The sequence below is a fragment of the Echinicola marina genome, from assembly GCF_020463795.1.
In the GTDB taxonomy this organism is placed as follows: Bacteria; Bacteroidota; Bacteroidia; order Cytophagales; family Cyclobacteriaceae; genus Echinicola; species Echinicola marina.
Genome location: NZ_CP080025.1, coordinates 4,712,425 through 4,737,891, shown reverse-complemented (window position 1 = coordinate 4,737,891; position 25,467 = coordinate 4,712,425). Strand labels below are relative to the sequence as shown.

The 25,467-nt window shown below is 39.7% G+C and carries 20 protein-coding genes, 1 tRNA gene and 1 pseudogene; 11 read left to right on the top strand and 11 right to left on the bottom strand.

Translation table 11 applies throughout. From position 1 onward, the window contains the following. Window positions 1-161: 161 nt before the first annotated feature. From KZP23_RS19295 to sucC, 3 genes are all read right to left on the bottom strand, one after another. On the bottom strand, window positions 162-2,795 hold the full coding sequence (locus KZP23_RS19295) for a twin-arginine translocation pathway signal protein (RefSeq protein WP_226333401.1): 2,634 nt from the start codon (window positions 2,793-2,795) through the stop codon (window positions 162-164). 304 nt (window positions 2,796-3,099) lie between these two features. Continuing rightward, window positions 3,100-3,173: transfer RNA gene (locus tag KZP23_RS19290), tRNA-Arg, on the bottom strand. Between the two features lie 54 nt (window positions 3,174-3,227). After that, window positions 3,228-4,445 carry an ADP-forming succinate--CoA ligase subunit beta gene (sucC, locus tag KZP23_RS19285; protein ID WP_226333400.1) on the bottom strand — a complete coding sequence of 406 codons (1,218 nt, stop codon included), beginning with the start codon at window positions 4,443-4,445 and terminating at the stop codon, window positions 3,228-3,230. A 140-nt stretch (window positions 4,446-4,585) separates the two neighbouring features. On the opposite strand from sucC, the gene KZP23_RS19280 reads away from it, so the two are divergent. From KZP23_RS19280 to KZP23_RS19250, 7 genes are all read left to right on the top strand, one after another. Beyond that, window positions 4,586-5,266: an ABC transporter ATP-binding protein gene (locus tag KZP23_RS19280; protein WP_226333399.1), complete on the top strand. Its 681-nt coding sequence runs from the start codon at window positions 4,586-4,588 to the stop codon at window positions 5,264-5,266. 507 nt (window positions 5,267-5,773) lie between these two features. Next, entirely contained in the window at window positions 5,774-7,024 is a 1,251-nt protein-coding gene (locus KZP23_RS19275) for a cation:proton antiporter (protein ID WP_226333398.1), read from the top strand. Window positions 7,025-7,098: 74 nt separating this feature from the next. Next, entirely contained in the window at window positions 7,099-7,926 is an 828-nt protein-coding gene (locus KZP23_RS19270) for a DMT family transporter (protein WP_226333397.1), read from the top strand. Further along, complete coding sequence (locus tag KZP23_RS19265) at window positions 7,927-9,402, top strand: nicotinate phosphoribosyltransferase (protein WP_226333396.1); 1,476 nt, start codon at window positions 7,927-7,929, stop codon at window positions 9,400-9,402. A gap of 100 nt (window positions 9,403-9,502) precedes the next feature. After that, on the top strand, window positions 9,503-10,117 hold the full coding sequence (gene pncA, locus KZP23_RS19260; protein WP_226333395.1) for a bifunctional nicotinamidase/pyrazinamidase: 615 nt from the start codon (window positions 9,503-9,505) through the stop codon (window positions 10,115-10,117). Window positions 10,118-10,169: 52 nt separating this feature from the next. Further along, a complete protein-coding gene (locus tag KZP23_RS19255; protein WP_226333394.1) occupies window positions 10,170-10,961 on the top strand; it encodes a PhzF family phenazine biosynthesis protein in 792 nt (263 codons plus the stop codon). A 286-nt stretch (window positions 10,962-11,247) separates the two neighbouring features. Continuing rightward, window positions 11,248-11,694 carry an outer membrane insertion C- signal gene (locus tag KZP23_RS19250; protein WP_226333393.1) on the top strand — a complete coding sequence of 149 codons (447 nt, stop codon included), beginning with the start codon at window positions 11,248-11,250 and terminating at the stop codon, window positions 11,692-11,694. A gap of 22 nt (window positions 11,695-11,716) precedes the next feature. On the opposite strand, the gene KZP23_RS19245 is transcribed toward KZP23_RS19250, so the two are convergent. From KZP23_RS19245 to KZP23_RS19220, 6 genes are all read right to left on the bottom strand, one after another. Next, window positions 11,717-12,130: a VOC family protein gene (locus KZP23_RS19245; protein ID WP_226333392.1), complete on the bottom strand. Its 414-nt coding sequence runs from the start codon at window positions 12,128-12,130 to the stop codon at window positions 11,717-11,719. A gap of 264 nt (window positions 12,131-12,394) precedes the next feature. Continuing rightward, a complete protein-coding gene (locus KZP23_RS19240) occupies window positions 12,395-13,030 on the bottom strand; it encodes a peroxiredoxin (protein ID WP_226333391.1) in 636 nt (211 codons plus the stop codon). Window positions 13,031-13,574: 544 nt separating this feature from the next. Next, window positions 13,575-14,651, bottom strand: a complete 1,077-nt coding sequence (locus KZP23_RS19235) for a glycoside hydrolase family protein (RefSeq protein WP_226333390.1) — start codon at window positions 14,649-14,651, stop codon at window positions 13,575-13,577. A gap of 213 nt (window positions 14,652-14,864) precedes the next feature. Next, window positions 14,865-15,488: a YdeI/OmpD-associated family protein gene (locus tag KZP23_RS19230; protein WP_226333389.1), complete on the bottom strand. Its 624-nt coding sequence runs from the start codon at window positions 15,486-15,488 to the stop codon at window positions 14,865-14,867. 12 nt (window positions 15,489-15,500) lie between these two features. Next, a complete protein-coding gene (locus KZP23_RS19225) occupies window positions 15,501-16,082 on the bottom strand; it encodes a YdeI/OmpD-associated family protein (protein WP_226333388.1) in 582 nt (193 codons plus the stop codon). Between the two features lie 310 nt (window positions 16,083-16,392). After that, on the bottom strand, window positions 16,393-17,601 hold the full coding sequence (locus KZP23_RS19220; protein ID WP_226333387.1) for an MFS transporter: 1,209 nt from the start codon (window positions 17,599-17,601) through the stop codon (window positions 16,393-16,395). Between the two features lie 274 nt (window positions 17,602-17,875). Between KZP23_RS19220 and tnpA the strand changes: the two are divergent. Then, window positions 17,876-18,295 (top strand): annotated as a pseudogene (gene tnpA, locus KZP23_RS19215) (IS200/IS605 family transposase). Between the two features lie 144 nt (window positions 18,296-18,439). On the opposite strand, the gene KZP23_RS19210 reads toward tnpA, so the two are convergent. Next, window positions 18,440-20,089 carry a hypothetical protein gene (locus tag KZP23_RS19210; protein ID WP_226333386.1) on the bottom strand — a complete coding sequence of 550 codons (1,650 nt, stop codon included), beginning with the start codon at window positions 20,087-20,089 and terminating at the stop codon, window positions 18,440-18,442. 49 nt (window positions 20,090-20,138) lie between these two features. Continuing rightward, window positions 20,139-21,323, bottom strand: a complete 1,185-nt coding sequence (locus KZP23_RS19205; protein ID WP_226336553.1) for an aspartate aminotransferase family protein — start codon at window positions 21,321-21,323, stop codon at window positions 20,139-20,141. A 184-nt stretch (window positions 21,324-21,507) separates the two neighbouring features. Here KZP23_RS19205 and KZP23_RS19200 point away from each other — a divergent pair, with 184 nt between their 5' ends. The 3 genes from KZP23_RS19200 (at window position 21,508) to KZP23_RS19190 (ending at window position 25,461) form a co-directional block, all read left to right on the top strand. Further along, window positions 21,508-22,701 (top strand): NAD(P)/FAD-dependent oxidoreductase, encoded by a 1,194-nt coding sequence (locus tag KZP23_RS19200; protein WP_317198068.1) that lies wholly within the window; start codon window positions 21,508-21,510, stop codon window positions 22,699-22,701. Between the two features lie 464 nt (window positions 22,702-23,165). After that, window positions 23,166-23,927 (top strand): 3-keto-disaccharide hydrolase, encoded by a 762-nt coding sequence (locus KZP23_RS19195; RefSeq protein ID WP_226333385.1) that lies wholly within the window; start codon window positions 23,166-23,168, stop codon window positions 23,925-23,927. Between the two features lie 202 nt (window positions 23,928-24,129). After that, complete coding sequence (locus KZP23_RS19190) at window positions 24,130-25,461, top strand: Gfo/Idh/MocA family protein (protein WP_226333384.1); 1,332 nt, start codon at window positions 24,130-24,132, stop codon at window positions 25,459-25,461. Window positions 25,462-25,467 lie beyond the last annotated feature (6 nt).

Here is a 25,467-nt window from a genome sequence, read left to right as displayed (position 1 = left end):
TTGTTTTTTGATGTATTCTTCGAAGATAATATATATTTTGATAGTAGCCCTATGAGTTGTTGTGATCGCGCTTGGAAGAGGATGGAGGGAAAAAATGAACAGGCGAAGGGGTGGTGAAAAACATCATAAAAAAGAGCGGCCTTGGGCCGCTCTAATTGGGTTTATATACTGAACATCAGGGTTCCTTTTGATTTTGAGCTGGCTTTTATGCCATTTTTCTCTATGGTTTTTCCAGTTGTGCTGTCTTTTACCTTGATGGTATAAGTGCCTTTGGAAAAAACTTTTGGGGTAAATGTATTTCCTTTAATAGCCATGTAATAAAGGCTTTCTCCAGAATTTTCTTCTATTACTTCTACCACTGGATTGCTAAGTCCGTTGACCTTGATTTCTGGAAGCCAGGCAGCGGCTTTTCTACCATAATTGTCTTCTTGTACTATAGTTATCGGCCAGCCAGCATATTGTCCATGAGGGTTTTTCACTGGGTGGACATATTTGGGCCAACATTCGGTGGTTATCGTCCTGTTGGATTTGTTGAAGGTAACAATACCATATCCTGTGGCCCTGTCATAAACGATGGCCGGCGTCATACCTGTAAGCCTTGGATTGGCGACTGCCTTTATGGTCATTTTATTGCCAAATCCATCCTCATAATTTCCCGTATAGGCAGGATTATTTTCAGAATGACTTGCAGTGTCAGCCACTGGAGGCCACCATCTTCTTGGCCAGATATTATTCAAGGCAGGACCTGCAAAGGCATAGCCACTGTCTCCATATTCTTCAACACCGTATTGAATAAAACTTGCCAAATGCTGATCTCCAGCAATATGGAAGGCAAAGCATTTTCTGATTTTTTCTACTGCCTTGTCCCTGCCGACCTGAGGCCAGCCATTACTGTCCATATCCCCGTTGATGACATCTCCTGCAATATATTCACCGGGTTGAGGAATTTTTAATCCTGGAACTACTCCGTCATTTTTAGCATCAGCAGGGAGCGTGGAAACAGTACTGAAATTGGTCTGTGTCACCAGGGATTTCATTTTTACATCTCCAGACCAGTCTTGAGACCAATGATCGAGGAAATTGAGTTGTCTTTCTCCTAGTAATTGGGCATCTTCTACCCGATGTTTTTTGATGTCAAAATCTGGATTTTGGATCCAGCCGTTCCAAATATCTGCTTCTTCAGGAAGTACGTGTTTGGGGGCTGATTTCCATTTTCTGTCTTCCAAAATGGCAAAACTGATACCACCATAGATCCACTCTGTGTAATAAACATCAATACCTCTTTTTACAGGAGTAGGGTCATAGGGATCAGGAAGATGGCTGGTTTGGCATTTCTGAACCATATTGACCCATTTAGGTGCCATTTTGTATCCACCCGAATCTTGGGCGGGTGCTCCCCAACTGCCAGAAATGTCAGCAGCCTTTCCTTCTTCTCCCCAAATATTTCCGTGGTAAACATCATGGTCATCGGGAATAATTGCACACGGAATGTGGCGGAAAATTTCCCTATAAGACCAACCGAACATCATCCACTTGCGAAGGTAATCAAGTGCTGCCTTATCAATAGGCGAGGTTTGTATTCCAAAACCACCTGTGCCTTCATAAAATTGGTCACCTACGAATAGAGCCAGATCAGGTTGGTGACAAGCCACATGAAGTGGTACCTCTGAGTCTGGGAAACCATAGTCACAGTTGCAACTGAATACTGCTGTTTTTAGATCTTCTTTGTCGACCGGTTCTTTGGAGATCGTCCCCTCATAGTTATAATAACGAACAGCTGTGGATCCATTGGGTTTTAAGGGCAGTTCTAATTGAATGCGGTAGGGGATGGATGATTTGTAGTTCCAGTTTTCCTGTCTAAAGTGAACTGTTCTGGACATAGGCTCTATCTCCGACTGTGCCAGTTCCTTCCATTCATTTCCTTCTTTGATTTTAAAGCTAACTTTATGGCCTGAAACCTGTTCTACAGGAGCAAGTTGTCCCGTTAATTTTAAAGTGCCTTGATGTAAAGTGTATTGGGCAAAGCAGATTGGTCCAAATTCATGTTCAGAACTTGATATCAATTTGCTGCCTGATATTTTCCAGTTGGCAAAAGAGGCAGATGTGGTGGTTTCCTGAATTTCTTTTGAACCATCTTTGATATTGGCTACCAAGGCGATATTACCAGAGATTTCTTCATGACTGAAAGCTTCTGCTTCAGTGGAGGTATGCAAGATCTCACCAGATGAATTGATGAGGTCAACAGTAATGTTTGGGAGGCTGTGATGCTCTGAGAGCTTTATATGAAGGGTGTACTTACCTTCGATTGCAGTCTGTAAAGGAAGGAGCTTCTTGTTGATTTTTAGTTTTCCGCTGGTAGTTACAGCGATATCCATGCCCTTTCCATGCACAGCGGCAGAGCGATAATCATCAAATTTACCTTTTATGCCTAATCTAATTCCAATATAGTTTTCATCAGAAACTGGCAATGAGGGATTGGGTTCAATATCAATACTTGTCTCCAATGTTCCTTTTTCCCTAGTTGCTTGAGTGGTGAGACAGTGCAAAGTTCTGTTTGGACCACTGACTTGACAGAGTACCTTGCCATTTTGAATTTTCCAATCCTGAAGTCTGTTGCCCCAATATTCTGGACCTACCCAATCCATATCAGGCCAAAGTTCCCAATCACTTTCAAAGTATAAACTTGTGTTTTTCTCTATATAGTTTTTGTGGGCATCCATTGGGGATGAAAAAATATTTATACTGGGAGTTAAAGCTCCCAAGGCCATTATTTTTAAGGACTTTCTTCTTTTCATGGTAATGATATAATAGGCTTCTGGAAAGGAGAAATTGCTCCTCCTATAAATTCTGCCTCAATATATAATTTATCATTAGGAAATAAAAATAAAAAGAAAGGAATTGAAAGAGTTTGTTTGAAAGATTACTTGAAGAACCATAAATGACTAGGAGAGGACTGCCTTATTACCACGAATTTGAAAAAAAACTTTTTTTGCTGGGAGCTGTCACGTCGCAGATAATTGGAGATCTGTGAAAATAATAGAGGCAGTAATACACCTAAAAAATAAAAAGCCTGATGAATTTTCACCAGGCTTTGTACAGTACGCGCGGAAGGATTCGAACCCTCAACCCTCGGAGCCGAAATCCGATATTCTATCCAGTTGAACTACGCGCGCAAAAAACCGCTATAAGGAGGCTGTCCTCATAGCGGCTACAAAGATAAGATATTTTTAGGCGTTTTTAAGAACGTCCTGAACTTTTTCTGCTGCTTCTTTTAGGGTGATAGCAGAAGAAACTTTCAATCCAGATTCGTCAATGATCTTAGCTCCTTCTTCAGCGTTGGTACCCTGAAGTCTTACGATAATAGGTACTCTGATATCACCGATTGACTTGTAAGCTTCCACAACACCACTAGCGATTCTGTCGCATCTTACGATGCCACCAAATACATTGATAAGGATAGCTTTAACATTAGGATCTTTAAGGATAATTCTGAAACCTGCTTCTACAGTAGTGGCATTGGCTCCACCTCCTACATCTAGGAAGTTGGCAGGCTCACCACCTGAAAGTTTGATCATATCCATAGTGGCCATGGCTAAGCCGGCACCATTAACCATACAACCTACGTTTCCGTCAAGTTTTACATAGTTAAGGTCAGATTTTCCTGCTTCTACCTCTAAAGGATCCTCTTCAGATAGATCTCTAAGTTCAGCAAGGTCTCTATGTCTGTATAGTGCATTATCATCCAAATTCACTTTAGCATCTACTGCCAAAATTTTATCATCAGAAGTTTTTAGCACTGGGTTGATCTCAAACTGAGAAGAATCGGTAGCATCGTAAGCCTTATAAAGGGCTGTGATAAATTTCACCATTTCCTTCAATGCATTTCCAGATAGACCAAGGGCAAAAGCCACTTTTCTAGCTTGGAATCCTTGAAGGCCAACTTTCGGATCGATCCATTCCTTGATGATTTTCTCCGGAGTTTTTTCGGCTACTTCTTCAATGTCCATACCTCCTTCGGTAGAAGCCATGATGACATTGCATCCTTTAGCTCTATCCAATAAGATAGATAGGTAATATTCTTTTGGTTCAGAGTCTCCAGGATAGTAAACGTCCTGTGCAACGAGAACTTTATTTACTTTCTTGCCTTCTGGCCCAGTTTGGTGTGTCACCAAAGTTCCTCCTAGGATGTTTTTAGCTTTTTCAGTTACCTCGTCCAACTTCTTGGCCAAAACCACACCATTAGAGTCGGTTTCCTGAATTTTACCTTTACCACGTCCACCCGCATGGATCTGAGCTTTGATCACATACCATGAGGTGCCTGTTTCTGCGTTGAGTTGCTTGGCTGCTTCTAGTGCTGCTTCCGGTGTATCAGCAACGATACCCTCCTGAATTTTAACACCATAACCCTTTAGAACTTCTTTAGCTTGATATTCGTGTATATTCATCCTAGCGAAAATTTTTGCTCGAAGTTAAGTAGTGGAAGGGGATTATTCAAGGATTTTAACCCTCTTTTTCCCAAAATAAATGCATTTTTGAACTAATACGTTAAATAGTTTTATCTTTGAAATTGTTCAAATAATCGATCATGCTTAAAGCAACTGGCATACAAAAATATTACGGCGATCTCCATGTTCTTAAGGGTGTGGATATTAGCATCCATTCAGGAGAAATAGTTTCTATAGTGGGGGCCTCTGGTGCAGGTAAAAGTACACTCCTGCATATCTTGGGAACTTTGGATAATGCGGATGCTGGTGAAGTCATAGTGGGAGATAAGAATTTAGGTCATCTCAAAGGTGATAAACTTGCTGCTTATAGGAATTTGGAAATAGGGTTTATTTTTCAATTTCATAACCTGCTTCCGGAGTTTACAGCAGAGGAAAATATTATGATCCCGGGGCTGATTGCCAAGAAGGATGAAAGGCAATTGAGAAAAAAAGCAGTGGAATTGGCCAAATTACTGGGGATTGAAGGGCGGTTATTTCATAAGCCTTCTGAGTTAAGTGGAGGAGAGCAACAACGGGTGGCGGTCGCAAGGGCTTTGATCAATGATCCTAAGATTATCTTTGCAGATGAACCTAGTGGTAATCTGGATACCCATAGTGCTGAAGCCTTACATGAGCTGTTTTTTAAGTTGAGAGATAGTTTTGGGCAGTCTTTTGTCATTGTGACCCATAATAAGGAACTGGCGCAAATGGCTGATAGAATGCTGACCATGCAAGATGGTATCATTATCTCAGAAGAAAAAGAAGTGGAAAACCCCTCCTAATCTTTTAGGTCCTTTGGTTATTTTATGATTCATATCCGATAAGTCATTGGTTTTTATTAGACTATTAAGTTACAATTTGAGGCCACGAAAAATACTAGAGATTGACAGTTAGGGTAAGTCTCTAAGTTTGTTCTTGATTTGAATTGTTTTGCTTGAAGAAGAAGCTTAAGTGGACTGCAGGAATATTGTTTCTTTTTTTACTTAATCTATGTTCTGAAAAGTTAGAATGTGTATTCAATTATTAGGCTGGACTTTCTTTTTTGGGGTTAAATCTGGCTGGATGATGAGTGGAGTATGGTTCCTTTTTTTGACTCATGAAACTTTTTTTCAAACTTTTAAGCTATTATTACAATAAGATTAAGTCGATTTTCCCTATTATGGGACTAATTGATTCATAATCAGAATATAGAAGTTTTTGAAAAATCAGTTGAAAAGGGGAGACTCTTTTTATTTGCTTCAAAATATGATTAGAATATATTATGAAGCCAAACCTTTATCGAATTACGCATGACCACAACAATCATAATTACACTTTGTAGTTTATTGCTGATAGCATACCTGTTTGATTATAGTTTCAAGAAAACTAAAATCCCATCCGTCATACTGCTGTTGCTGTTGGGCTGGTTGGTAAGGCAGGGAACGATGCTCTTCGAGCTAAAACTGCCGGACTTGTCTTCCATCTTGCCGGTGTTGGGAACTACCGGTTTGATCCTTATTGTATTGGAAGGGGCTTTGGAACTGGAGCTGAATAAATCAAAACTGGTTTTGATCAGGAAGTCGTTTTTTGGAGCCTTAGGGCCTTTTCTGGCCTTGTCGTTTATATTGGCATACGTCTTTAGTCAATATGGAGGTTATACTTTTCGGGACAGCCTTATCAACGTTATCCCTTTATGTGTGATCAGCAGTTCGATAGCCATTTCCAGTGTACGAAACCTGTCTTCGAGGAATAAGGAATTCGTGATTTATGAAAGCAGTCTTTCGGATATTATTGGGGTTGTGTTTTTTAACTTCATGATGAGGAATGAAACCGTAGGCTTGGATTCCTTTGGGATATTTGGGTTTCAGTTGATTGTGATATGCATTATCTCGTTTGTGGCCACCATAGGCTTGTCGTTTTTACTGAGCAGGTTGGAGCATCACGTGAAGTTTGTTCCGATTATCCTTTTGACCATATTGATTTATGCCATTTCCTATTTGTACCACTTACCGGCATTGATTTTTATATTGATTTTTGGTTTGTCGATCGGTAACCTCAATGAACTGAATAACCTTAAGTTCTTCAATGTTTTCCGCACCGAAATTTTGGATAAGGAAGTGATGAAATTCAAGGAGCTGACCATTGAGGCCACCTTCCTGATAAGGTCCTTGTTTTTCCTGCTTTTTGGGTACCTTCTGGAGACCTCTGAAATTATCAATACTTCTACTTTGGTCTGGGCCGTTGGGATTGTGATACTGATATTTGCGATTCGTTTTATCCAGTTGAAAATCAGTAGACTTCCTCTGAAGCCCCTGCTCTTTGTGGCACCAAGAGGCTTGATTACTATTTTACTGTTTCTGTATATCAGTCCTGAAAATATGATTGGCATGGTCAATAAATCTCTCATTGTGCAGATCATTGTTTTGACGGTATTGATCATGATGTATGGAATGATCACCAACAAACCTGGAAAAAGTGAAGGAGAGGCCCCGCAGACAGCTAACGACCCTCCATCCATGAGTGACTCGGATGTGTCGAAGGAAATCACTGTCTCCAAATAATTCCTGGGTTCATGGAACCATTTGGGCAAATTATCCATTGGACATTCAATCGATCATCGTAACCAAGAAGAAATTTGAGCCAAAAAAGCGTTCAGCATATGTTGCTGGCTGGGATATTTTTTGCCATGATGCAGGTGATGGTAAAATATGTACCTCATTTACCTGCCGTGGAAGTGGTGTTTTTCCGGTCTTTATTCAGTTTGATAGCCAGTTATGTCATTTTGAAAAAGCAAAATGTCCCTCTATTTGGCAACAATAAAAAGTTATTGATTCTTCGCGGTGCTTCAGGAGCTTTGGGGCTGATCACCTTCTTTTATACCCTACAAAATATTCCTTTGGCCAGTGCGGTCACCCTCCAATATTTGTCGCCGATTTTCACTACTATTTTCGGCATCTTCATTGTCAAGGAAAAGGTTAAGCCTAAAAGGTTCTTATATTTTGCTATAGCCTTTGGTGGCGTCTTGGTTATAGAGGGATTTGATCCAAGAATATCTATTGAATATACCCTAATAGGTGTTTCATCAGGTCTTTTTGCAGGCTTGGCTTATAATATCATCCGAAAACTCAAGGGCTCTGAACATCCATTAGTGATTGTATTTTATTTCCCTTTGGTTACCCTGCCTATTGTTGGGCTATGGAGTTATTTTAACTGGGTGATGCCACGGGGCTGGGATTGGTTACTGCTGCTTGGTATTGGTGCGTTGACCCAAATGGCACAATACTATATGACTTTGGCCTACCAGCACGCCAATTTAGCCAAGATTACCAGTCTAAATTATATAGGAATCCTATATGCATTGTTTTTTGGTTTTATCTTTTTCGGGGAAACCTTTAACTTGCTAACCTATTTGGGAATGGGATTGGTGCTGTTTGGTGTAGTATTAAATATAAGATCAAAATAGATGAAGATTACCAGGGATTTGTATCAAGGCTCATTGGCCCTTTTGACAGACTTTTATCAATTGACCATGGCCTATGCTTATTGGAGGTCAGGCAAAGCAGAACAAGAGGCAGTATTTAACCTGTTTTTTAGAAAAAATCCCTTTCAAAGTGGTTTTACAATAGCTGCAGGCTTAGATTATGTGATAGATTATTGCAGGAATTTTAAGTTTGATGATAATGATCTGGAATACCTTTCCCAGATGAAGCTTGAAAATGGGGATCCAACCTTTGAACCAGGATTTATCCAATATCTCAAAGACTTGGAATTTTCTTGTGATGTAGATGCTGTGGAAGAAGGCGCAGTGGTTTTTCCTAATACACCTATCATCAGGGTGAAAGGTCCATTATTACAATGTCAGTTGTTGGAAACTCCTCTGTTGAACATCATTAATTTCCAGACCTTAGTAGCGACCAAAGCGGCTAGGATTACTTTGGAGGCTAAGGGTGATCCAGTATTGGAGTTTGGATTGAGAAGGGCACAAGGAATTGACGGAGCACTTGCAGCTAGCAGGGCCAGTTATATTGGTGGCTGTTCTTCTACCAGCAATGTGATGGCAGGAAAGCTCTTTGGTATTCCTGTGTCGGGAACCCATGCGCATAGCTGGATTATGGCTTTCGAAAGTGAAGTAGAGGCTTTTGAGGCTTATGCAGCAGCTTTTCCGGATAATTGTATTTTCTTGGTGGACACTTATGATACTATTAAGGGAGTTCAAAATGCCATTAAGGTAGGGCGAGCCTTGGAGGCTAAAGGAAAGAAACTATTAGGCGTAAGAATAGATTCAGGTGATTTGGCTTACTATAGCAATGTGGCCAGGGAAATGTTGGATGAGGCTGGTTTTACGGAGACCAAGGTAGTTGCTAGCAATGACCTGGATGAGCATATTTTGTCATCTCTAAAAATGCAGGAAGCATCCATAGATATTTGGGGTATAGGTACAAAATTGGTGACCGCTTATGACCAACCAGCACTGGGAGCAGTTTATAAAATGGCTGCATTAAAGGATAATGAAGGAAATTGGGTGCCTAAGGTCAAGGTTTCTCAGCAATCCATAAAAATCAATATTCCAGGTTATCATAATGTCAAGCGGTTTTATAAAAATGGGAAGGCTGTTTCCGATATGATCTTTTTGGAAGAAGGACCTGAATTAAAAGATGAAGTGACCATCATCGATCCTTATGATCCGACCAAAAGAAAAAATATTAAAATGGATTCATTGGAGAGCAAAACACTCATAGTGCCCATTTTCAAAAAAGGAGAGAAGGTTTATACTCGTCCCAAAATCCAAGATATTAGGAAGGCTACTTTGGCCAATCTGGATCGTTTCGATAAAGCGCACAAAAGATTGATCAACCCACATATCTATCCAGTTGGATTGGAGGAGAATTTGTACCATCTTAGAACGAACCTGGTACTTCAGGCCAAAAACTATAGCTAGTGAGGCTCAGGTATAGGTAGCCATGTTTTGCAGCTCGGTGGAATAGAAGGAGAGACGCTAATAATATTTGATTAGTAAGAAAATCTAAAAAATTAAGTTTATGGACGCACTGTTAATTGTTGATGTACAGAATGATTTTTTACCCGGTGGAACCCTTGCGGTGGAGGAAGGGGATCAGATTATTCCAGTGATCAATAAGTTGCAGGAGAAATTTGATTTTATTGTGGCTACTCAGGATTGGCATCCTTCCGTGCATAGAAGTTTTGCAAAGAACCATCCTGGTAGACAAATAGGGGAGATCATTAGCCTAAATGGGGATGAGCAGGTATTATGGCCTGTTCACTGCGTAGAAGGTAGCGAGGGGGCTAAGTTTCATAAGGATTTGGATCGAGAAAAATGGAAAAAGGTTTTCCAAAAGGGAACCAACCCCATGGTAGATTCATACAGTGGATTTTATGATAATAGCCGAAAGGAAAATACAGGCCTGAGTGATTATTTACATGATCATGATATTACCGATGTATACATAGTAGGTTTAGCGGCTGATTATTGTGTTAAATTCACGGTGCTGGATGCCATTAGGGAGGGCTTTGATGTGAATTTGGTGACCGATGCTACCAAAGCAGTGAATCTTGCTCCTGAGGATCTGGAAAATGCTTTAAAGGAAATGAGTAAAGCAGGGGCAAATTTGCTCAGTAGCGATGATATTTCCTGATAGATTTTATAAAAGTATTCTTAAATTGATAGAAGACCATAAAACTAAAAATATGCAACTTCCCATTGTCACCATCGATGCTTTTACCGATACTCCTTTTTCAGGAAATCCAGCAGCCGTCTGTTTGCTGCCAGGCCCCTTGGCAGAAGAAGGTATGCAGTTGATTGCTGCGGAAATGAATTTAAGTGAGACGGCTTTTTTACAACAAACAGGCCCTGCATCATTTAAATTAAGGTGGTTTACACCTGAAAAAGAGGTGGACCTGTGTGGGCATGCTACTTTGGCGAGTGCTTTTATGCTCTACATAGAAGAGGTGGTAGATGAGAAGGAAGTGATATCCTTTGATACCAAAAGTGGTGAATTGAATGTCAAAATGGTAGATGGAGAAATTCAAATGGATTTTCCCTTGCTGGTGACCAAAGAAGAGAATCATCCTTATTTTTCAGACAATTTTTTTGGCCAGAAAGTAATTGGTGCAGCGTCATTGAAAGGTAATTGGATTTTGGAATTGGAAAGTTTTCATCAATTGGAGTATGTAGAGCCTGAGTTTCACTTACTGGCGATGCACAGTGATGAAGGGATCATTATTACGGCCAAAGGAAATGATGATTTTGATATTTATTCAAGGTATTTTGCCCCTAATTTAGGAATCAATGAAGATCCTGTTACAGGCTTTGCCCATTGTGCTTTAATGGATTATTGGAACAAAAAAGAAGGAAAAACTGCATTAAAAGCTTATCAGGCCAGCAAAAGGGAAGGAGAAATGCATTTGGAATTAATGGGGGACAGGGTGAAGATATTGGGAAAAGCCGTTAAGATTTTTGAGGGATTTCTGGAAGTTTAGAGTAATTGAATAAACTTTAAGGCCATTAAAATAAATATGCCAATCGAAAAAACAGGATAGTGATATCTACTATGCTGTTTTTTATGCTTTAAGGAAGATTTTTGAGGCATAATTTAGTTTATTTTAGGTCATAATGGCTCGATTTGTACACCTATGGAGGTGTTTTGTGTAATACATTTTTTGCTAGAGTTATTTATTTTATTAGAATTTTATTATCTTTCATTTATATTAAAACATTGAATAGTTTAATTTTTAAATTTATGTTTTTATCAAACCCTTTAACAGTATGAAAAAGTTATTACTATTATTTGCCTTCTTTACCATGTCCTACGGACTGTTTGCGCAGGAAGTAGGGATTCGTTTTGGAGATGGTTATAATCATGTAGCCATCGATGGAGTATTTACCTTGGGCCAATTCAGCAGGGTCCATGCTGATGTTAATTTTGGAAGTGGGGTGGGGATAGAAGCTTTATGGGATTTCCTATATAGGCCAGTAGCTGATGTGGATGGTTTGGATTGGTATGTGGGGGTAGGTCCAGCTTTAAGGATAGATGATCCTTTCTTTTTTGGCCCAGCTGGTGAAATAGGAATTGAATATCATTTTGATTTTCCATTGGCCATAGGTGTTGACTGGCGCCCTGTTTTTTGGATTGTGGAAGATACCGATTTTATGGCAGATTCCTTTGGACTTAATATCCGTTATGTTTTTGGAAAAGTAGACAGGTCCAGATAAGGACACAGAGAAATAAATGGAGTCATTTGGTGCGGACTGATAAGATTTTATCATACTCCTGATCAAATGGCTCCCATAATTCTATTTTATTGCCTTCAGGATCCATGATATGGATGAACTTTCCATATTCGTAGCTTTCAATCTCGTCACAAATGGTTACCCCTTCACTTTTTAGTTCTTTAACTAATGCTTCAAGGTTTTCTACTCGGTAGTTGATCATAAATTCTTTTTCCGATGGTCTGAAATAATGGGTGTCTTTATCCATAGGACTCCACTGGGTAAAACCCTTTTGTTCGGCTTGGTCTGCTTGACGCCATTCGAAGGTGGTCCCATATCGGTCTGTATTTAAGCCTAAATTTTTGGCATACCAATCTTTCATTTTGTCTGGGTTATGACATTTAAAAAATATTCCCCCAATTCCAGTTACTTTTTTCATAGGCTTATCCGATATAATATGTTGTTTCATTGAAGCTTTAAATCCTATCTAAATAGCGGGGATTTTAGGTTTATCGTCAAAAAAAATCCTATCCTAATGATAAACATATCCCCTGTTTAGATATTTGATTTTGATCGATGTGTCAATGGTGGTGGCACAAAAGAAAAGATAGAACTGCAATTTTCCCATAGACTTATTTATAAAAATAGCCGTTGACTTGCTAAAAATCAACGGCTATCTTTAAAAGATTAAAATAAGTTGAATCTAAAGATTAGGCTGAGGTGTTGTTCTCAGATAAGGTTTGATTTCCTTATGGCCTTTAGGAAACTTAGAAGGAATCTCTTCATTGGTTATCGCTGGTGCTATCACCACATCTTCACCATGCTTCCAGTTGGCTGGAGTGGCCACCGAATAATTGGCAGTAAGCTGTAGTGAATCAATCACTCTTAGAAGTTCATTAAAGTTTCTACCCGTACTGGCAGGGTAGGTAATTATAAGCTTTATTTTTTTGTCAGGACCGATTATAAATACCGAACGTACGGTTTGGCTTTCATTGGCATTTGGATGGATCATATCATAGAGTTCAGAGACCTTATGGTCCTCATCTGCGATGATAGGATAGTTGACGGTAGTGCTTTGGGTCTCATTGATATCATTCACCCAGCCCTTATGGCTCTCAAGTCCATCCACACTAAGCGCGATCATTTTGACATTCCTTTTATCAAATTCATCCTTTAGTTTAGCCGCAGTACCTAGCTCAGTAGTACAAACTGGAGTGTAATCAGCCGGGTGAGAAAATAATATTCCCCATCCATCTCCGAGGAATTTATGAAAATCAATTTTACCCTCAGTGGTTTCTGCAGTGAAATTTGGAGCAATATCTCCTAATCTTAATGACATAGTATTTTGGTTTTTTTGGTTAAAATTTATTCTATAGGTTTTGTAGGAAAACGAGAATAACACTTTAAAAGTTTAGTTTTTTATAAATAAAATCCTTCAAAAGGAATATTTGTTTTTAGAAAACTCTCTTTCTCTAAATTACAATTTTTTGCTGAGGAATTTGTTCTTTGAAAATCAAAACAGCATTAAGCAACATGTCTATTTTTCAATTTCCTGGACCGGGATGAAAGAAGCTTACTTCTTCAATTCTTGAATAGCCCAGACTATCAGAAAAAAACCAATTCCTGTGATTCCCGGAGCGGGGATTTTTGCCATAAGACTTATAGCGATCATGATGACAGCTGTAAGTGCTAAAAGGAGGGAAATCAAATTGAGTTTATTATTTTTGGACATACCTGATCCTTTTACAGATTGAAGAAGCAATAATTGGTTTGATTTTCTTAATGAGCAGGTTGTATCGGACTAATATGATAATTTGCCCCATTTATAATCCTATATAAATAACGTCATAGAATAAGGATAGTTCTCGTTGGGATGCAGTTGTTCATTCTTCATTTACCTTCAATGGAATGTGTACATTAAAAGAACTTCCATCGGTTCTAGTGTTTACATTGGTAATGGCTCCTGCACTGTAAAGCACCTTTGGATTTCCCTTTTCGTCAATCAATAATTGTGGTCGCTCAAGTCGGTCCATATGCAGGGTATCTCCATTATTTAAAATCACTTCTTTCTTCATAAAAAAAGATCTCTCTGGTTTGGTCCATTTGATACCATCATTGGATTCCAGAAGGGCCAGTCCAGGTTGTCCAGCGGTGATTTTTCCCGTAAAATCCTTTAAGACCACGTAGAATTTCTCGTGTTTGTTGTGATACCAAACATAAGGGTCTTCCCCGCTTGCAATAGTGCCGTCTTCATTGTAAATATCGAACACAAAACTGTCTAAAGCCTTAAAAGGGCCTGTAGGAGAATCCCCAATGGCTACACCATGCACTCCTCTCCAGTTGGGATTATAAAAATTGCCTTTGAAAAATAATAGGTATTTGCCGTCTGAAGGTCTTTGAACAACTGATGGGTTGACAACTATGATATTATCGGGCTTAGGAGAGGTGCCTTCTGGAGAAGGTTTAACGATATTGTCAGGTTTTACCCTGGTCCTTGGTGATAAAAGTGGGGTGTTGGATCTTTTGAAATTACCTTTTAATAGGTCTTCAAAACTGTCAAACTCAATAACACCTATGCATTGATTTTGTTGAACTCTATTACGCCAGTCAACATTCTCCCCTTTGGATCCTTTGGGCTGGATGCCAGGATCTTTTGAGCCGATATAATAGAGATAATATTTTCCATTAAATTGTTTGATATGGGGATTGTGTACCATCTGGGCATCCCATTCGGTGGAGTCTCCATCTATGGATCTGCCCGTAAGTACGATGCCTTGGAACTTGAAATCGCGGTCAGGGTAATCGGAGACAGCATAGGCTATTTTTGAGTGTAAAACCCATGATTCAGAGAATGGTGGGATGCTATCACCACTTTCCCAAGTAGCGTACAGCATATGGTATTTTTGGTCTTCACCTTTAACGACACTTCCTCCCCAAACAAAACGGTTCGCGTCATTCAATATTGATGGACCAGTTAAAATATTGCCTTCTATTTTAGCATTTATAGGGGTAGGATTGACTTGGAGAGTAGGAGAATCAGTTTTAGTGCAAGAACATAAAAGGCAAGTTAAGCAGAGGAATAGAAGCGTTTTTTTCATATAATTGAGATGTGGTGAAGTTGTTTTTATGATTATTGAAACTGGAGGTTAATGTGTAAGGGGATTTTGATTTTACTATTTGTCATTGAAACCTTTACCTTCATATATTTTGGGCATACATTTTTCAATTCTGGCCAATCTGGTTTTTGATTGCTTGGCTTGGGAGAAATGTAATAAATAGCCTTTTTGTCTTCCTGGTGTCAGTGCCTCAAAAGCAGCTTTGAAATCAGGATTGTCTTGCAACATCTTTTCTAGCTCTTCTGGCACATGATATTCAGAGATTGTTTTCTTAGGTACTTCCAATCCTTCATTTTCCACCTCTATAGCCTCAAATATATAGGCTTTTAACCTCGGCTCATTTTCCAATATTTTCTTGAAGTCTTTAAATTTTATCAGCCGTCCAGCCTGTGAATTATCCCCTGGTTTTTCCAATAACTTGGCTCGGTCCTGCAATAATGCTCCCTTAAAAAAACTCAGGGCTGCATAATCTTTAAAGGCGCTGATAATCAATATATTTTTCTTTTTGTGTGTATAACATGGAACCGACCACTTCAATTCTTCAGTTAATCCACAATCTAAAACTATCCTTCTCAGCTGTAACAGTTCCTTGGTCCACTTATGAACCTTACATTCTGGAGTTCCTCCCAAAACACATCTTCCACAACCTTCACTTAGGTAATTGTCTATTTTATTATTCACTTAATTTCAATTTTAGCGATCATTGTATCCTTTGCCCTCGAAGATTTTGGGCATACATTTTTCAATTCTAGCCAATCTGGTTTTTGATTGCTTGGCTTGGGAGAAATGCAATAAGTAGCCTCTTTGTCTTCCTGGAGTCAGTGCCTCAAAAGCAGTTTTGAAATCATGGTTTTCTTCTAGTATTTTTTGTAACTCATCCGGGACAGTATATTCAGTGGTCTTTTTTAATGCTACATGAAGGCCTGCCTTTTCTACTTCTATGGCTTCATAAATATAGGCTTTGATAGAGGAGGTCAGTTGGACAATTTCTGCATTGCTAGTAAAGCGGATTTGCCTCGCTGCCTGTACATTTTCTGTTTGTTGGATCAGCAGATTTTCTTCATCCTTTAATAGTGCTCCCTTATGGAAAAGTAGTGCGCAATATGTTTTAAATCCATGGATAAGTAGTATGTTTTTAGATTTATAGGTGTAACAGGGCTTGCCCCATTTGAGCTCTTCTGACAACCCACAGTCTGAGACAATGGACCTTAACTGTTTGAATTCATTTTGCCAATTTTGGGCCTTTTCAAAAAAGAAATCAACTTCTGCGTTCATGGTACTTGTGTTTTTGAGTATTTCTTTACTTTAAATGTAAAAAAATATTCATTAATGGACAGCTCATTTTATTTGTGTGAGATAAAAGTCTTTGTTATAATATGCGATGTTTTTTGGTATTTAAGGTGCTATTGGCACAAAACGGTTTTCAGAGTGCTCGTTGAAACTGACCAAAGCCGAAAGGCCATGGGACATTCAGTAAAATGCTAATTGGAAATTTCCCCACTTACCAATTGTAGTTTTGCATAATCTTCCTTCATTCGACTGATGTAATCTGTGCAAAGAGTTTTGAATAAGTTGGTTAGAATAGTTATTGCCGGACATCACGAACCCTTTTTAAAATGACTAAAGCAGATAGACCTGTTATTATTCCAATGGAAATAATGGAAGCGTTGATGCCTAGGCTGTCTGCAGTGATGCCGGTTACTAATGCTCCTCCCGCATAGCCCATGTCTCTCCAAAACCTAAATGTGCCCAAACTTTCAGCCCTTTGACTGGGATGGGTAAAATCCGAAATGGCATTGATAAAAGTAGGGTAGACCAAAGCAGTACCTAAGCCTAAAACGATCGTAATGATCGCAAATTGGCTGAAGCTGTTTGCCCATATTAAGGTAATAATAGCTGCCGCTTGTAAAAGCATACCGTAAAAAAGCAACATTTTTTTTGAGTAAAGGTCAGATAGCCTGCCTGTAAACAATTGGCTTAATCCCCAAACGCTAGGGTAAACAGCAGTGAGTATGCCAATATCTGTGGCAGAAAAATTTTTATTCAATAATATAAGTGGCAATAAGCCCCAAATCATGCCATCGTTAAGGTTATTCACCAAGCCTGCTTGTGTGATGCCACTTAAGGATTTGTGGGTAAAAGAGGTGTTGAGAAATACTTTTTTGAGAATCGGAATATTGCTTTTGGTGCCCTCATTGGAAACATGGTGCTTGGTGTCCTTGATAAAAAAGAAAGAGAAAAGAAGGCCCAAGATGGAGAATGCAATACCCAAATAAAATGGATAAGGTCTTACTCCATAGGTGTTGGCGATATAGCCCGTCAAAAAGGCGACCATGCCAACAGCGGCATAACCAGAAAACTCATTGATACCGATAGCAAGCCCCCTTTTTTTATTTCCAACGAGGTCAATTTTCATTACCACGGCCATGCTCCAGGCTAGACCTTGATTGATACCAAGAAGAAGATTGGCAAATATGATCCAGTTCCAATTTTGTGCATAGATCAAAATAAATGGAACCGGGAGGGCAAATAGCCAGCCGATAACCAATAAGTTTTTTCGACCTATGAGATTGGCCCACCTTCCTGTAAAATAGTTACAGATGGCCTTGGTAAGCCCAAAGGCAATGATAAAGGAAAAAAGTGCGGTGTTGGTAGAAATGCTGAATTCTTCTTCAGCAAGCTGGGGTAGGATGGATCGCTCAAGTCCAATCATGCCTCCTACAAAGGCATTGATAATTACCAATAGTGTAAACTGTTTCCAGTTTTCCTTTAAACCTAATTTTATTTCATTCATTCCTTTTTAATAAAAGCCGATGTCAGTGCATCAAAAATAGCTGATCCTGGTAATTGTCCCTTAAATGAGATTTAGGATTAACAAATGTTCAGGTCACATCGTTCAGGGAGTTTAGGCATTGATAATTTTCAAAATAGGGATTGTTTTACTTTAATATACACTTAGAAATCCACGTTCTGTGAACGTGGTCAGAGACCGTTTCACGGGTTTGCCTAAAAACCGACTCAAGGTTAACTTTCAAGATGTTGTCCCCACAACAAAAGAAAGTAACCAAATGAGTCGATTCAATAGATTATCTCATGCCATTTGGCATTGTAAGTACCATATAGTTTGGACGCCTAAATATAGGTATAAAGTGCTTAAGGGCACAATAAAGGAAGAGGTAGAAACCTGCATTCATCTGTTCAGCGAGCAAAAGCGTTGCAAGATAGAAGCATTAAATGTTTAGGAGGACCATGTTCACCTGATTATCGAGGTACCGCCAAAAGTATCCATATCAGAAATTGTAGGTGTGCTAAAAGGACGTACTGCAATAAGGGTTTTTGGTAGGTTCAAGGAGTTGAAGCAGCGCCCCTATTGGGGCAATCACTTTTGGGCCAAGGGCTACTGTGTAGATACGATAGGTCTTGATTCGGAAATGATCAGACGATATGTGGAATATCAGGAAAAGCAAGAAAAGAAGTTTGAAAAGTAAATAAAGTTTAACATAGGGGACAACACCTCCCTTGCCTCCTCAGGGGGCAAGGGCAGTTTTACCCCCTTACAGGGGTTATCACAAATCCCCTTCCTTTGGATGGGGATGTTTTAATTTTTGAAGAAATGGACTGACTATGGTAATCTAATCAGAAATAACAGTCACTTTCTGAAACATAAAGGGATTGTCACTTAACCTTAATTTTTTACCGCTGGAAGTATTTACATTCTTAATAATTACTTTTTTGGTGATGACATATGGATATTTCTCTTGATAGTTATCATCTGTCATTTTGGGATTGATATTGGAGAAAATGGCAGGACCTTGATATTCATCTGTATGATTAGCATCTTCGATGCGGAGATTTTCTATGATGATCTTTTCGGGCATATAACAGGTATAACCGAAATCATGTTGCCCCGAATAGGACCCATTGATCAGGTTGGCACTATTGGGCTTTCCATTTGAAGGGATAAAAGTACAGTCACGAATAATGAATTCCCCTTGCCAGGTACTGCCATAATCAGAGCGCAGGTTGATCAAGCTCCTTCCATACACTGTGGTATTTTCGACCAAAAGGGTACCACTACCAATGGCATTGATGCCCATATGTCCTAGGGTGGAGTTACGGATAGTGGCATTGGCCACGCCCATATGGGCATCAAAACGTGAAAAGGTACAATTATCGTATACTAGGTTTTTACTGTAGTTCGAGCCCATAATGCCCCAATAGCTACGGTCATTGATGTCATTGGTCTGTCGACAATTCTCAAAGCTGATATTAAGGGAACGATTGACGCTGATATCATAAGTCCCCATGGACACAGGCTTTCCTGCATTGCCTATGGTTTTATAGGTTTTGTGGCCAGTCAACAGGCTGTTTTTAACTTTTACATTGGCGCAATCCCGGATATTGATGAAACCACCATAAGGAGCTCCGTGTTCTCCTTCACCTTGGACACGGTGTTTCAATCCCTCTATGATCACGTTCGATCTACGGATTGCAATATTTCGACTATAATAGGTGTATTTCGATTCGGCTTGATTGGCAATAGTGGTAAAGCGCCCTCCCGTGATAGTTAGGGTGCTTTGGTCCATGGGCAGCACCTTGATGTCTGTAATCTGGTCAAAGTCCCAAATAATTGGAGCGTTCATATCTACATGGCCCTTTTTATCCACCACAAAGATATCCGTCTGCGCATGTCCATCGTTTTGGTTGAGCCCATAGCGGATATAATGTTTGACATTGGAATTAGCAACTGTAATTAGAGATGGTTGGGAAAGGCTGAGATCTATCTTTTCCTGATTTCTTTTCAGCGAAGTGATCCCATCAAGTTGGTAGGCTTGTAAACTGGAACTGACCATGAAAATGGAAGCGTTCCGGTTTTCTACTTTGGTATCGTCGATGATAAATTCTGCTGTACCGAAATCCGTATCCGTTTGGATAATGGCTGTCCGTTCTTTTCCTCCTATATAATAGGAGGCTCCCTTTTCGGCCTGGACCTTCAAGTCATGTAGGTTAGCAAAAGCATGGGCAGCCGCAATAGCGTTCATATCATCGGCTTTTCCATTGCCTTTGGCCCCGAAATCACCATAATTTACCCATCCCTGGGCTTTGAATTTCAGGATATTCTTTGGGGAAACATTTACCTGTAGTTTACCATTTTCATTGGTGCTCACTCTTGTCCTTTTATTTAAGGAAGTGATCGAAACTTGGTCTTTTGGAGTCTGATCTTGTCCTTGGACAATCACAGCGCTGCTCAAAAGACAAAACAAAAAGAGAATATATTTCATTATAGGTTTATTTGACTGAATTTAAGTGTAGAAAAATTCAATTAGATCATTAACTATTCTCTTCTATGGATTGAAGGATGACATCACATGCCCGACGGATTTCATCATCCGTGATGGTGAGGGGAGGAGCCAGCCTCATGCTATCTTCGCAGAAGAGAAACCAGTCCGTAATAATTCCCAATTCAATGGCACGGTCTATAATAGGTTTTAGGGTATCAAAGTCCTCGAATTCCACCGCCATCATTAGTCCTTTGTTCCTAATTTCCTTGATTTTTTTGTGTTTAAGTAGCTTTTTAAATAGGTGAGCTTTGTGTTCAACCTGATTGATCAGGTTTTCCGTTTGTAGGACTTCAATAGTGGCCAGGGAAGCTGCACAACTCACAGGGTGACCTCCAAAAGTGGTAATATGTCCCAGAAGAGGATTGTTTTTGAAAACCGCCATGATCGCTTGTGAGGAAATAAATGCACCTATGGGCATGCCTCCACCCATTCCTTTGGCACAAACCACGATGTCTGGCTGAATATCATAATGCTCAAAAGCCCAAAACTTTCCGGTTCTACCAAAACCAGCTTGTATTTCATCCAAAATCAATAGGGTACCAGTTTCATGACAACGATGTCTCAAGGCTTGGAAATAGGCCTTTGATCCTACCCGAATTCCAGCTTCTCCCTGAACGGTTTCTACGATGATCGCAGCAGTATCTTCTGTGATCTTTGACAGATCTTCCACCTGTCCAAAGTTTACATGGCTTACTCCTGGCAATAGGGGACGATAGGCCCTTTTGAAGATTTCATTTCCCCCAACAGATAAGGCGCCATGGGATGAGCCGTGATAGGCATTGACGCAACTGATTATTTCTCTTCTGCCGGTATATCTTTTGGCCAACTTTAAAGCTCCTTCAACTGCTTCACTGCCACTGTTGACCAGATAAATGTTATCAAGGTTTTTGGGTAAGGTATCAGCAAGGGCCTTGGCCAATAATGTTTGTGGAGACTGTACATATTCTCCATACACCATTAAGTGAAGGTATTTATCCAGTTGGGCTTGAATCGCCGTCAAAACTTTGGGATGGCGGTGACCGACATTACTAACACCAATACCAGAGATCAAGTCTATGTATCTTTCTCCTTTGGGACCATATAAGTAAACTCCCTCTGCTTTTTCAACCTCGATTAATAAGGGAAAATCGGTGGTTTGGGCAAGATGCGATAGGAAGAGCTGTCTGTTATTCATGATAAGGTTTCCGTTTTGGAATTCAATTTTGATCATTCAAAATTACAAGGTTTTATTGGAATCTATAGTATAGCCATGGCTATTCCTATATTGGTGGATAAAAGGGCCAAACACCTGTGAATTGAGGGGAATATAATGATACATTGATTTAGTAGCGTATAAAATCGGTGTTTTATAGGGTTTTATCTGTCAATTTTCGTTTATTTTACGCTCTTATAGAACCAACTCACTGATAACTTACATAATGGAATTATTTGATGTTGCCGTCATAGGCAGTGGTCCTGCTGGAGCATCTGCGGCCTATAACCTTGCAAAAAAGGGGATTTCAACTGTTTTGATAGAAAAAGAACAATTGCCAAGGTATAAAACCTGTGGTGGAGGTTTTGTGTTTAGAGGGAGAAGAAGGTTGCCTTTTGATATTGCTGAGGTAGTGGAAAGGGAGTACAACCAGATCAGTCTGTACTTTGAGAATGAGGATATCAAATTAAGTGCTTATAGGGAAGAGCCAGTAGTTAGCATGGTGATGAGGGATAAATTTGATCACTTTATCATCAAGAAATGCCAGGACCTGGGAGTGGTGGTCAAAGAGGGACATAAACTTACAGGGATAGTTTTTGGAGAGCATTTGGTTTTAAATACTGACCAGGGAGATATAAATGCCAAAATGGTAATTGCCGGTGATGGTGCCTTAAGCCCTACGGCTAAGCTGTCTGGATGGAAGGAAACTAGAAACCTTATTCCTGCCTTGGAATATGAGGTGGAGGTAAGTCCGGAGGATTTTGAAAGATTGTCTACTGAAATTCGATTTGATGTAGATGCGATTCCTCAGGGCTATGCATGGAGTTTTCCAAAGGCAAACCATCTTTCATTGGGGGTGGCCTCTAGCAAAAAGACCCGTATAAATCTCAAGGATTATTATAAAAAATATTTGGAAAAACTGGAAATCAAGGAAGTGATCAGAGAAGAAGCCCATGGTTTTCAAATCCCTGTTTCACCCCGTACGGATGGTTTTTATAGGAATAGAGTTTTTTTAATAGGTGATGCTGCCGGGTTTGCAGATCCCATTACTGCTGAAGGAATTTCAAATGCCCTGCTGAGTGGTGAATTGGCTGTGGAGGCCATAGTGGAGGCCAATCTTGATCCACAAAGAGCAGGCGAAATATATGAGGCTAAATTGGAAGAGTCCATGTTGCCTGAAATTCATACCGGATTGACTGTTTCCAAATGGTTTTATAATCAAAGGATGATCAGAAATTTCTTAATGAAGAAATTTGGGGACCAATTTGTTAATTCGATGACCGATGTCTTTTTGGGTAATAGAAGTTATCCCAAAGATCTTTTGCAGAGCTTAAAAGATAAGGTGAAGCAATTGGTTTAGTCTATAAGGCCGTTCGTATAAAGGAATTTTTAAAACAAAACCAGCTGACCTACTTAGGTCAGCTGGTTTTGTTTTAAATGGATGAATAAAAATTTGATATAGTTCAATTATGTTAAGTGATGGCGTTCTGGAGTACAGTAGGTCCATTTACTAGTCCTGAGATTTATCAATTGCGAAAAGCTATTCCAAATGAAGTATTGATCTTGATAAGGTTTATTCCTGTTTGCTTTAACTGCATGTAAATTTTATTATTTAAAATGAAAATTTATTCTTGCAGCAGCTCAGTTACGGAAAAGCTTGTTAATCAGGATATCTGGCTTAAAGTGATGATTGCTTTAATTCATTATAAAAGGTCTATTTGACCATTTATAAGATTATGATGTGGATATAGACAATTTTACCTTTTTATATTTCTGTATTTCGTATAAATTGCAAATTAGTCATTAAGATAAATCAGAAATAAAATGAATTTTAAAAAAGTATTATTGCCTGTAATAGCAGGCGGTTTTTTGGCTGTTCCCGCCATGTCCCAAGGAGCAAAGAACATAAACTTGCCACCAGAGGCTACAGAAGTTTGGGAACCTGAACCAAGAAAAGTAAGCCCCGGCGCAGAGAACCACTTGCCGCCATCAGATGCCATTGTATTATTCGATGGTAACAATCTTGATGCCTGGAAAAGTTTAAGGACCGGTGGAGAGGCGCAATGGACGGTACATGATGGGATTTTTACGGTGAAGCCGGGTACAGGAGAAATTGCTACCAAAGAATCCTTTGGTGATGTACAGGTACATATAGAATGGAAAGCGCCTGATGTGGTGAAAGGTGATGGACAAGGCAGAGGAAATAGTGGGCTTTTCTTTATGGACAGGTATGAAGTTCAGATTCTGGACTCTTATGATAATAGGACCTATTCTAATGGTCAAGCAGCATCCTTGTACAAGGAAGGGATTCCATTGGTAAATGCTACACGTTCTCCAAAAGAGTGGAATACCTATGATGTGTTTTTTACCGCCCCTAGGTTCAATAAAGATGGTATCTTAATATCGCCAGCCTATGTAACGGTGATCCATAATGGTATTTTGGTCCAAAACCATTATGAAGTAAAAGGAACCACTTCCTATATTGGGGTGCATAAATATGAGCCGCACGAGGCGGAATTGCCTATCAAGCTTCAAGATCATGGAAACCCAGTAAACTTCAGAAATATCTGGGTAAGGAGATTGTAACAGAATAAATACACATGTAAAGTCCTCCTTAGGTGCTCAGATTGCATAAAGAGGACTTTACATGGCACATATCACTGATTATTACCCCTAATAGTATCAGTGGAAAACCCAAAAAAACCATTTATCTCTTTTTAATATAATTAGATGATAAGTTGTTTGTTTCTGCTGGAAAAGATTCAATTAACTTTTAAGTACAAATAATATGTCATCAAGAAGAAGATTTCTACAAAATACACTTTTGGCCTCAGCTGGAATGGCAGCTATGCCAAGGATGTTAAGTGCTAAAGAATTTGGGCAGTTTACCAGAAGTGTAGGTGCCAATGACCAGATCAATGTCGGATTAATAGGTGCCAAAGGAATGGGCTGGTCCAATATGAATTCCTTTCTGAAAATGCCTCAAGTGAATTGTGTGGCCATTGCAGATGTTGACCAAAGGGTACTTGATCAGCGTGCCGAGGATGTGGTCAAGATGAGAGGGAAAAAACCAAAGTTATATAAAGACTATCGTAAGTTGTTGGAGGACAAAGATGTGGATATGGTGATCAATGGTACTCCGGACCATTGGCATTGCTTGGTTCTAACCGATAGCCTTGCTGCAGGCAAGCATGCGTATACAGAAAAGCCTTTGGCCAATTCCATTGAGGAATGTAATATCATGGTAAAAGCCCAAGAAAGGTACGGGAAATTGGTACAAGTGGGGCAGTGGCAGCGAAGTGGCAATCAGTATGATGATGCCATCAAGTTTGTTCAATCAGGTGAGTTGGGCAATATTAGATTGGTAAAAGCCTGGGCTTATCAAGGGTGGATGAAGCCAGTACCTGTAAAGCCTGACAGTACCGCACCTGCAGGAGTGGATTATGATATGTGGTTGGGGCCTGCTCCCAAGCGTCCATTTAATGAAAACCGTTTTCACTTTAACTTTAGATGGTTCTGGGATTATGCAGGAGGTTTGATGACAGACTGGGGGGTTCATGAAATTGATATCGCATTATTTGCGATGGGTGTAAGTGCGCCAAAATCTATCATGGCATCCGGTGGTAAATTTGCCTATCCTGATGACGCTTCAGAAACTCCTGATACCCTTCAGACTGTCTATGAATTCGATGGATTCAACATGCTATGGGAGCATGCTACAGGTATAGACGGAGGGAATTACGGTTATACTGAAGGGATTGCTTTTATTGGGAACAATGCCACCTTGGTAGTCAACCGTGGAGGATGGGAGATAATTTCTGAAAAGAAAGATGGAAAACCGCTGATTGAAGACATGGCCAGAGTGAAACCTGAAGGCAATGCTCTCGATAAGCATACCCAGAATTTTATCCATGCGATTAAGGCGAATGATGAATCCATGCTTCACTGCGGTATCAAAACGGGTAGTGTAGCTGCCATCAACGCCCATATGGGAAATATTGCCTATAAGACTGGTCAAAAGGTATATTGGGATGCTGAAAAGGGCTTGTTTACAGACCCTGAAGCCAATAAATTGGTGTCTGCCCATTACCATAACGGTTGGAAATTGCCAAAGGTATAACAATGT

Bases quoted from the DNA above. Each gene is read 5' to 3' on its own strand.
- KZP23_RS19295 (WP_226333401.1), bottom strand. From the start codon at position 2,795: ATGAAAAGAAGAAAGTCCTTAAAAATAATGGCCTTGGGAGCTTTAACT.
- sucC (WP_226333400.1), bottom strand. From the start codon at position 4,445: ATGAATATACACGAATATCAAGCTAAAGAAGTTCTAAAGGGTTATGGT.
- KZP23_RS19280 (WP_226333399.1), top strand. From the start codon at position 4,586: ATGCTTAAAGCAACTGGCATACAAAAATATTACGGCGATCTCCATGTT.
- KZP23_RS19275 (WP_226333398.1), top strand. From the start codon at position 5,774: ATGACCACAACAATCATAATTACACTTTGTAGTTTATTGCTGATAGCA.
- KZP23_RS19265 (WP_226333396.1), top strand. From the start codon at position 7,927: ATGAAGATTACCAGGGATTTGTATCAAGGCTCATTGGCCCTTTTGACA.
- pncA (WP_226333395.1), top strand. From the start codon at position 9,503: ATGGACGCACTGTTAATTGTTGATGTACAGAATGATTTTTTACCCGGT.
- KZP23_RS19255 (WP_226333394.1), top strand. From the start codon at position 10,170: ATGCAACTTCCCATTGTCACCATCGATGCTTTTACCGATACTCCTTTT.
- KZP23_RS19250 (WP_226333393.1), top strand. From the start codon at position 11,248: ATGAAAAAGTTATTACTATTATTTGCCTTCTTTACCATGTCCTACGGA.
- KZP23_RS19245 (WP_226333392.1), bottom strand. From the start codon at position 12,130: ATGAAAAAAGTAACTGGAATTGGGGGAATATTTTTTAAATGTCATAAC.
- KZP23_RS19240 (WP_226333391.1), bottom strand. From the start codon at position 13,030: ATGTCATTAAGATTAGGAGATATTGCTCCAAATTTCACTGCAGAAACC.
- KZP23_RS19225 (WP_226333388.1), bottom strand. From the start codon at position 16,082: ATGAACGCAGAAGTTGATTTCTTTTTTGAAAAGGCCCAAAATTGGCAA.
- KZP23_RS19220 (WP_226333387.1), bottom strand. From the start codon at position 17,601: ATGAATGAAATAAAATTAGGTTTAAAGGAAAACTGGAAACAGTTTACA.
- KZP23_RS19210 (WP_226333386.1), bottom strand. From the start codon at position 20,089: ATGAAATATATTCTCTTTTTGTTTTGTCTTTTGAGCAGCGCTGTGATT.
- KZP23_RS19205 (WP_226336553.1), bottom strand. From the start codon at position 21,323: ATGAATAACAGACAGCTCTTCCTATCGCATCTTGCCCAAACCACCGAT.
- KZP23_RS19195 (WP_226333385.1), top strand. From the start codon at position 23,166: ATGAATTTTAAAAAAGTATTATTGCCTGTAATAGCAGGCGGTTTTTTG.
- KZP23_RS19190 (WP_226333384.1), top strand. From the start codon at position 24,130: ATGTCATCAAGAAGAAGATTTCTACAAAATACACTTTTGGCCTCAGCT.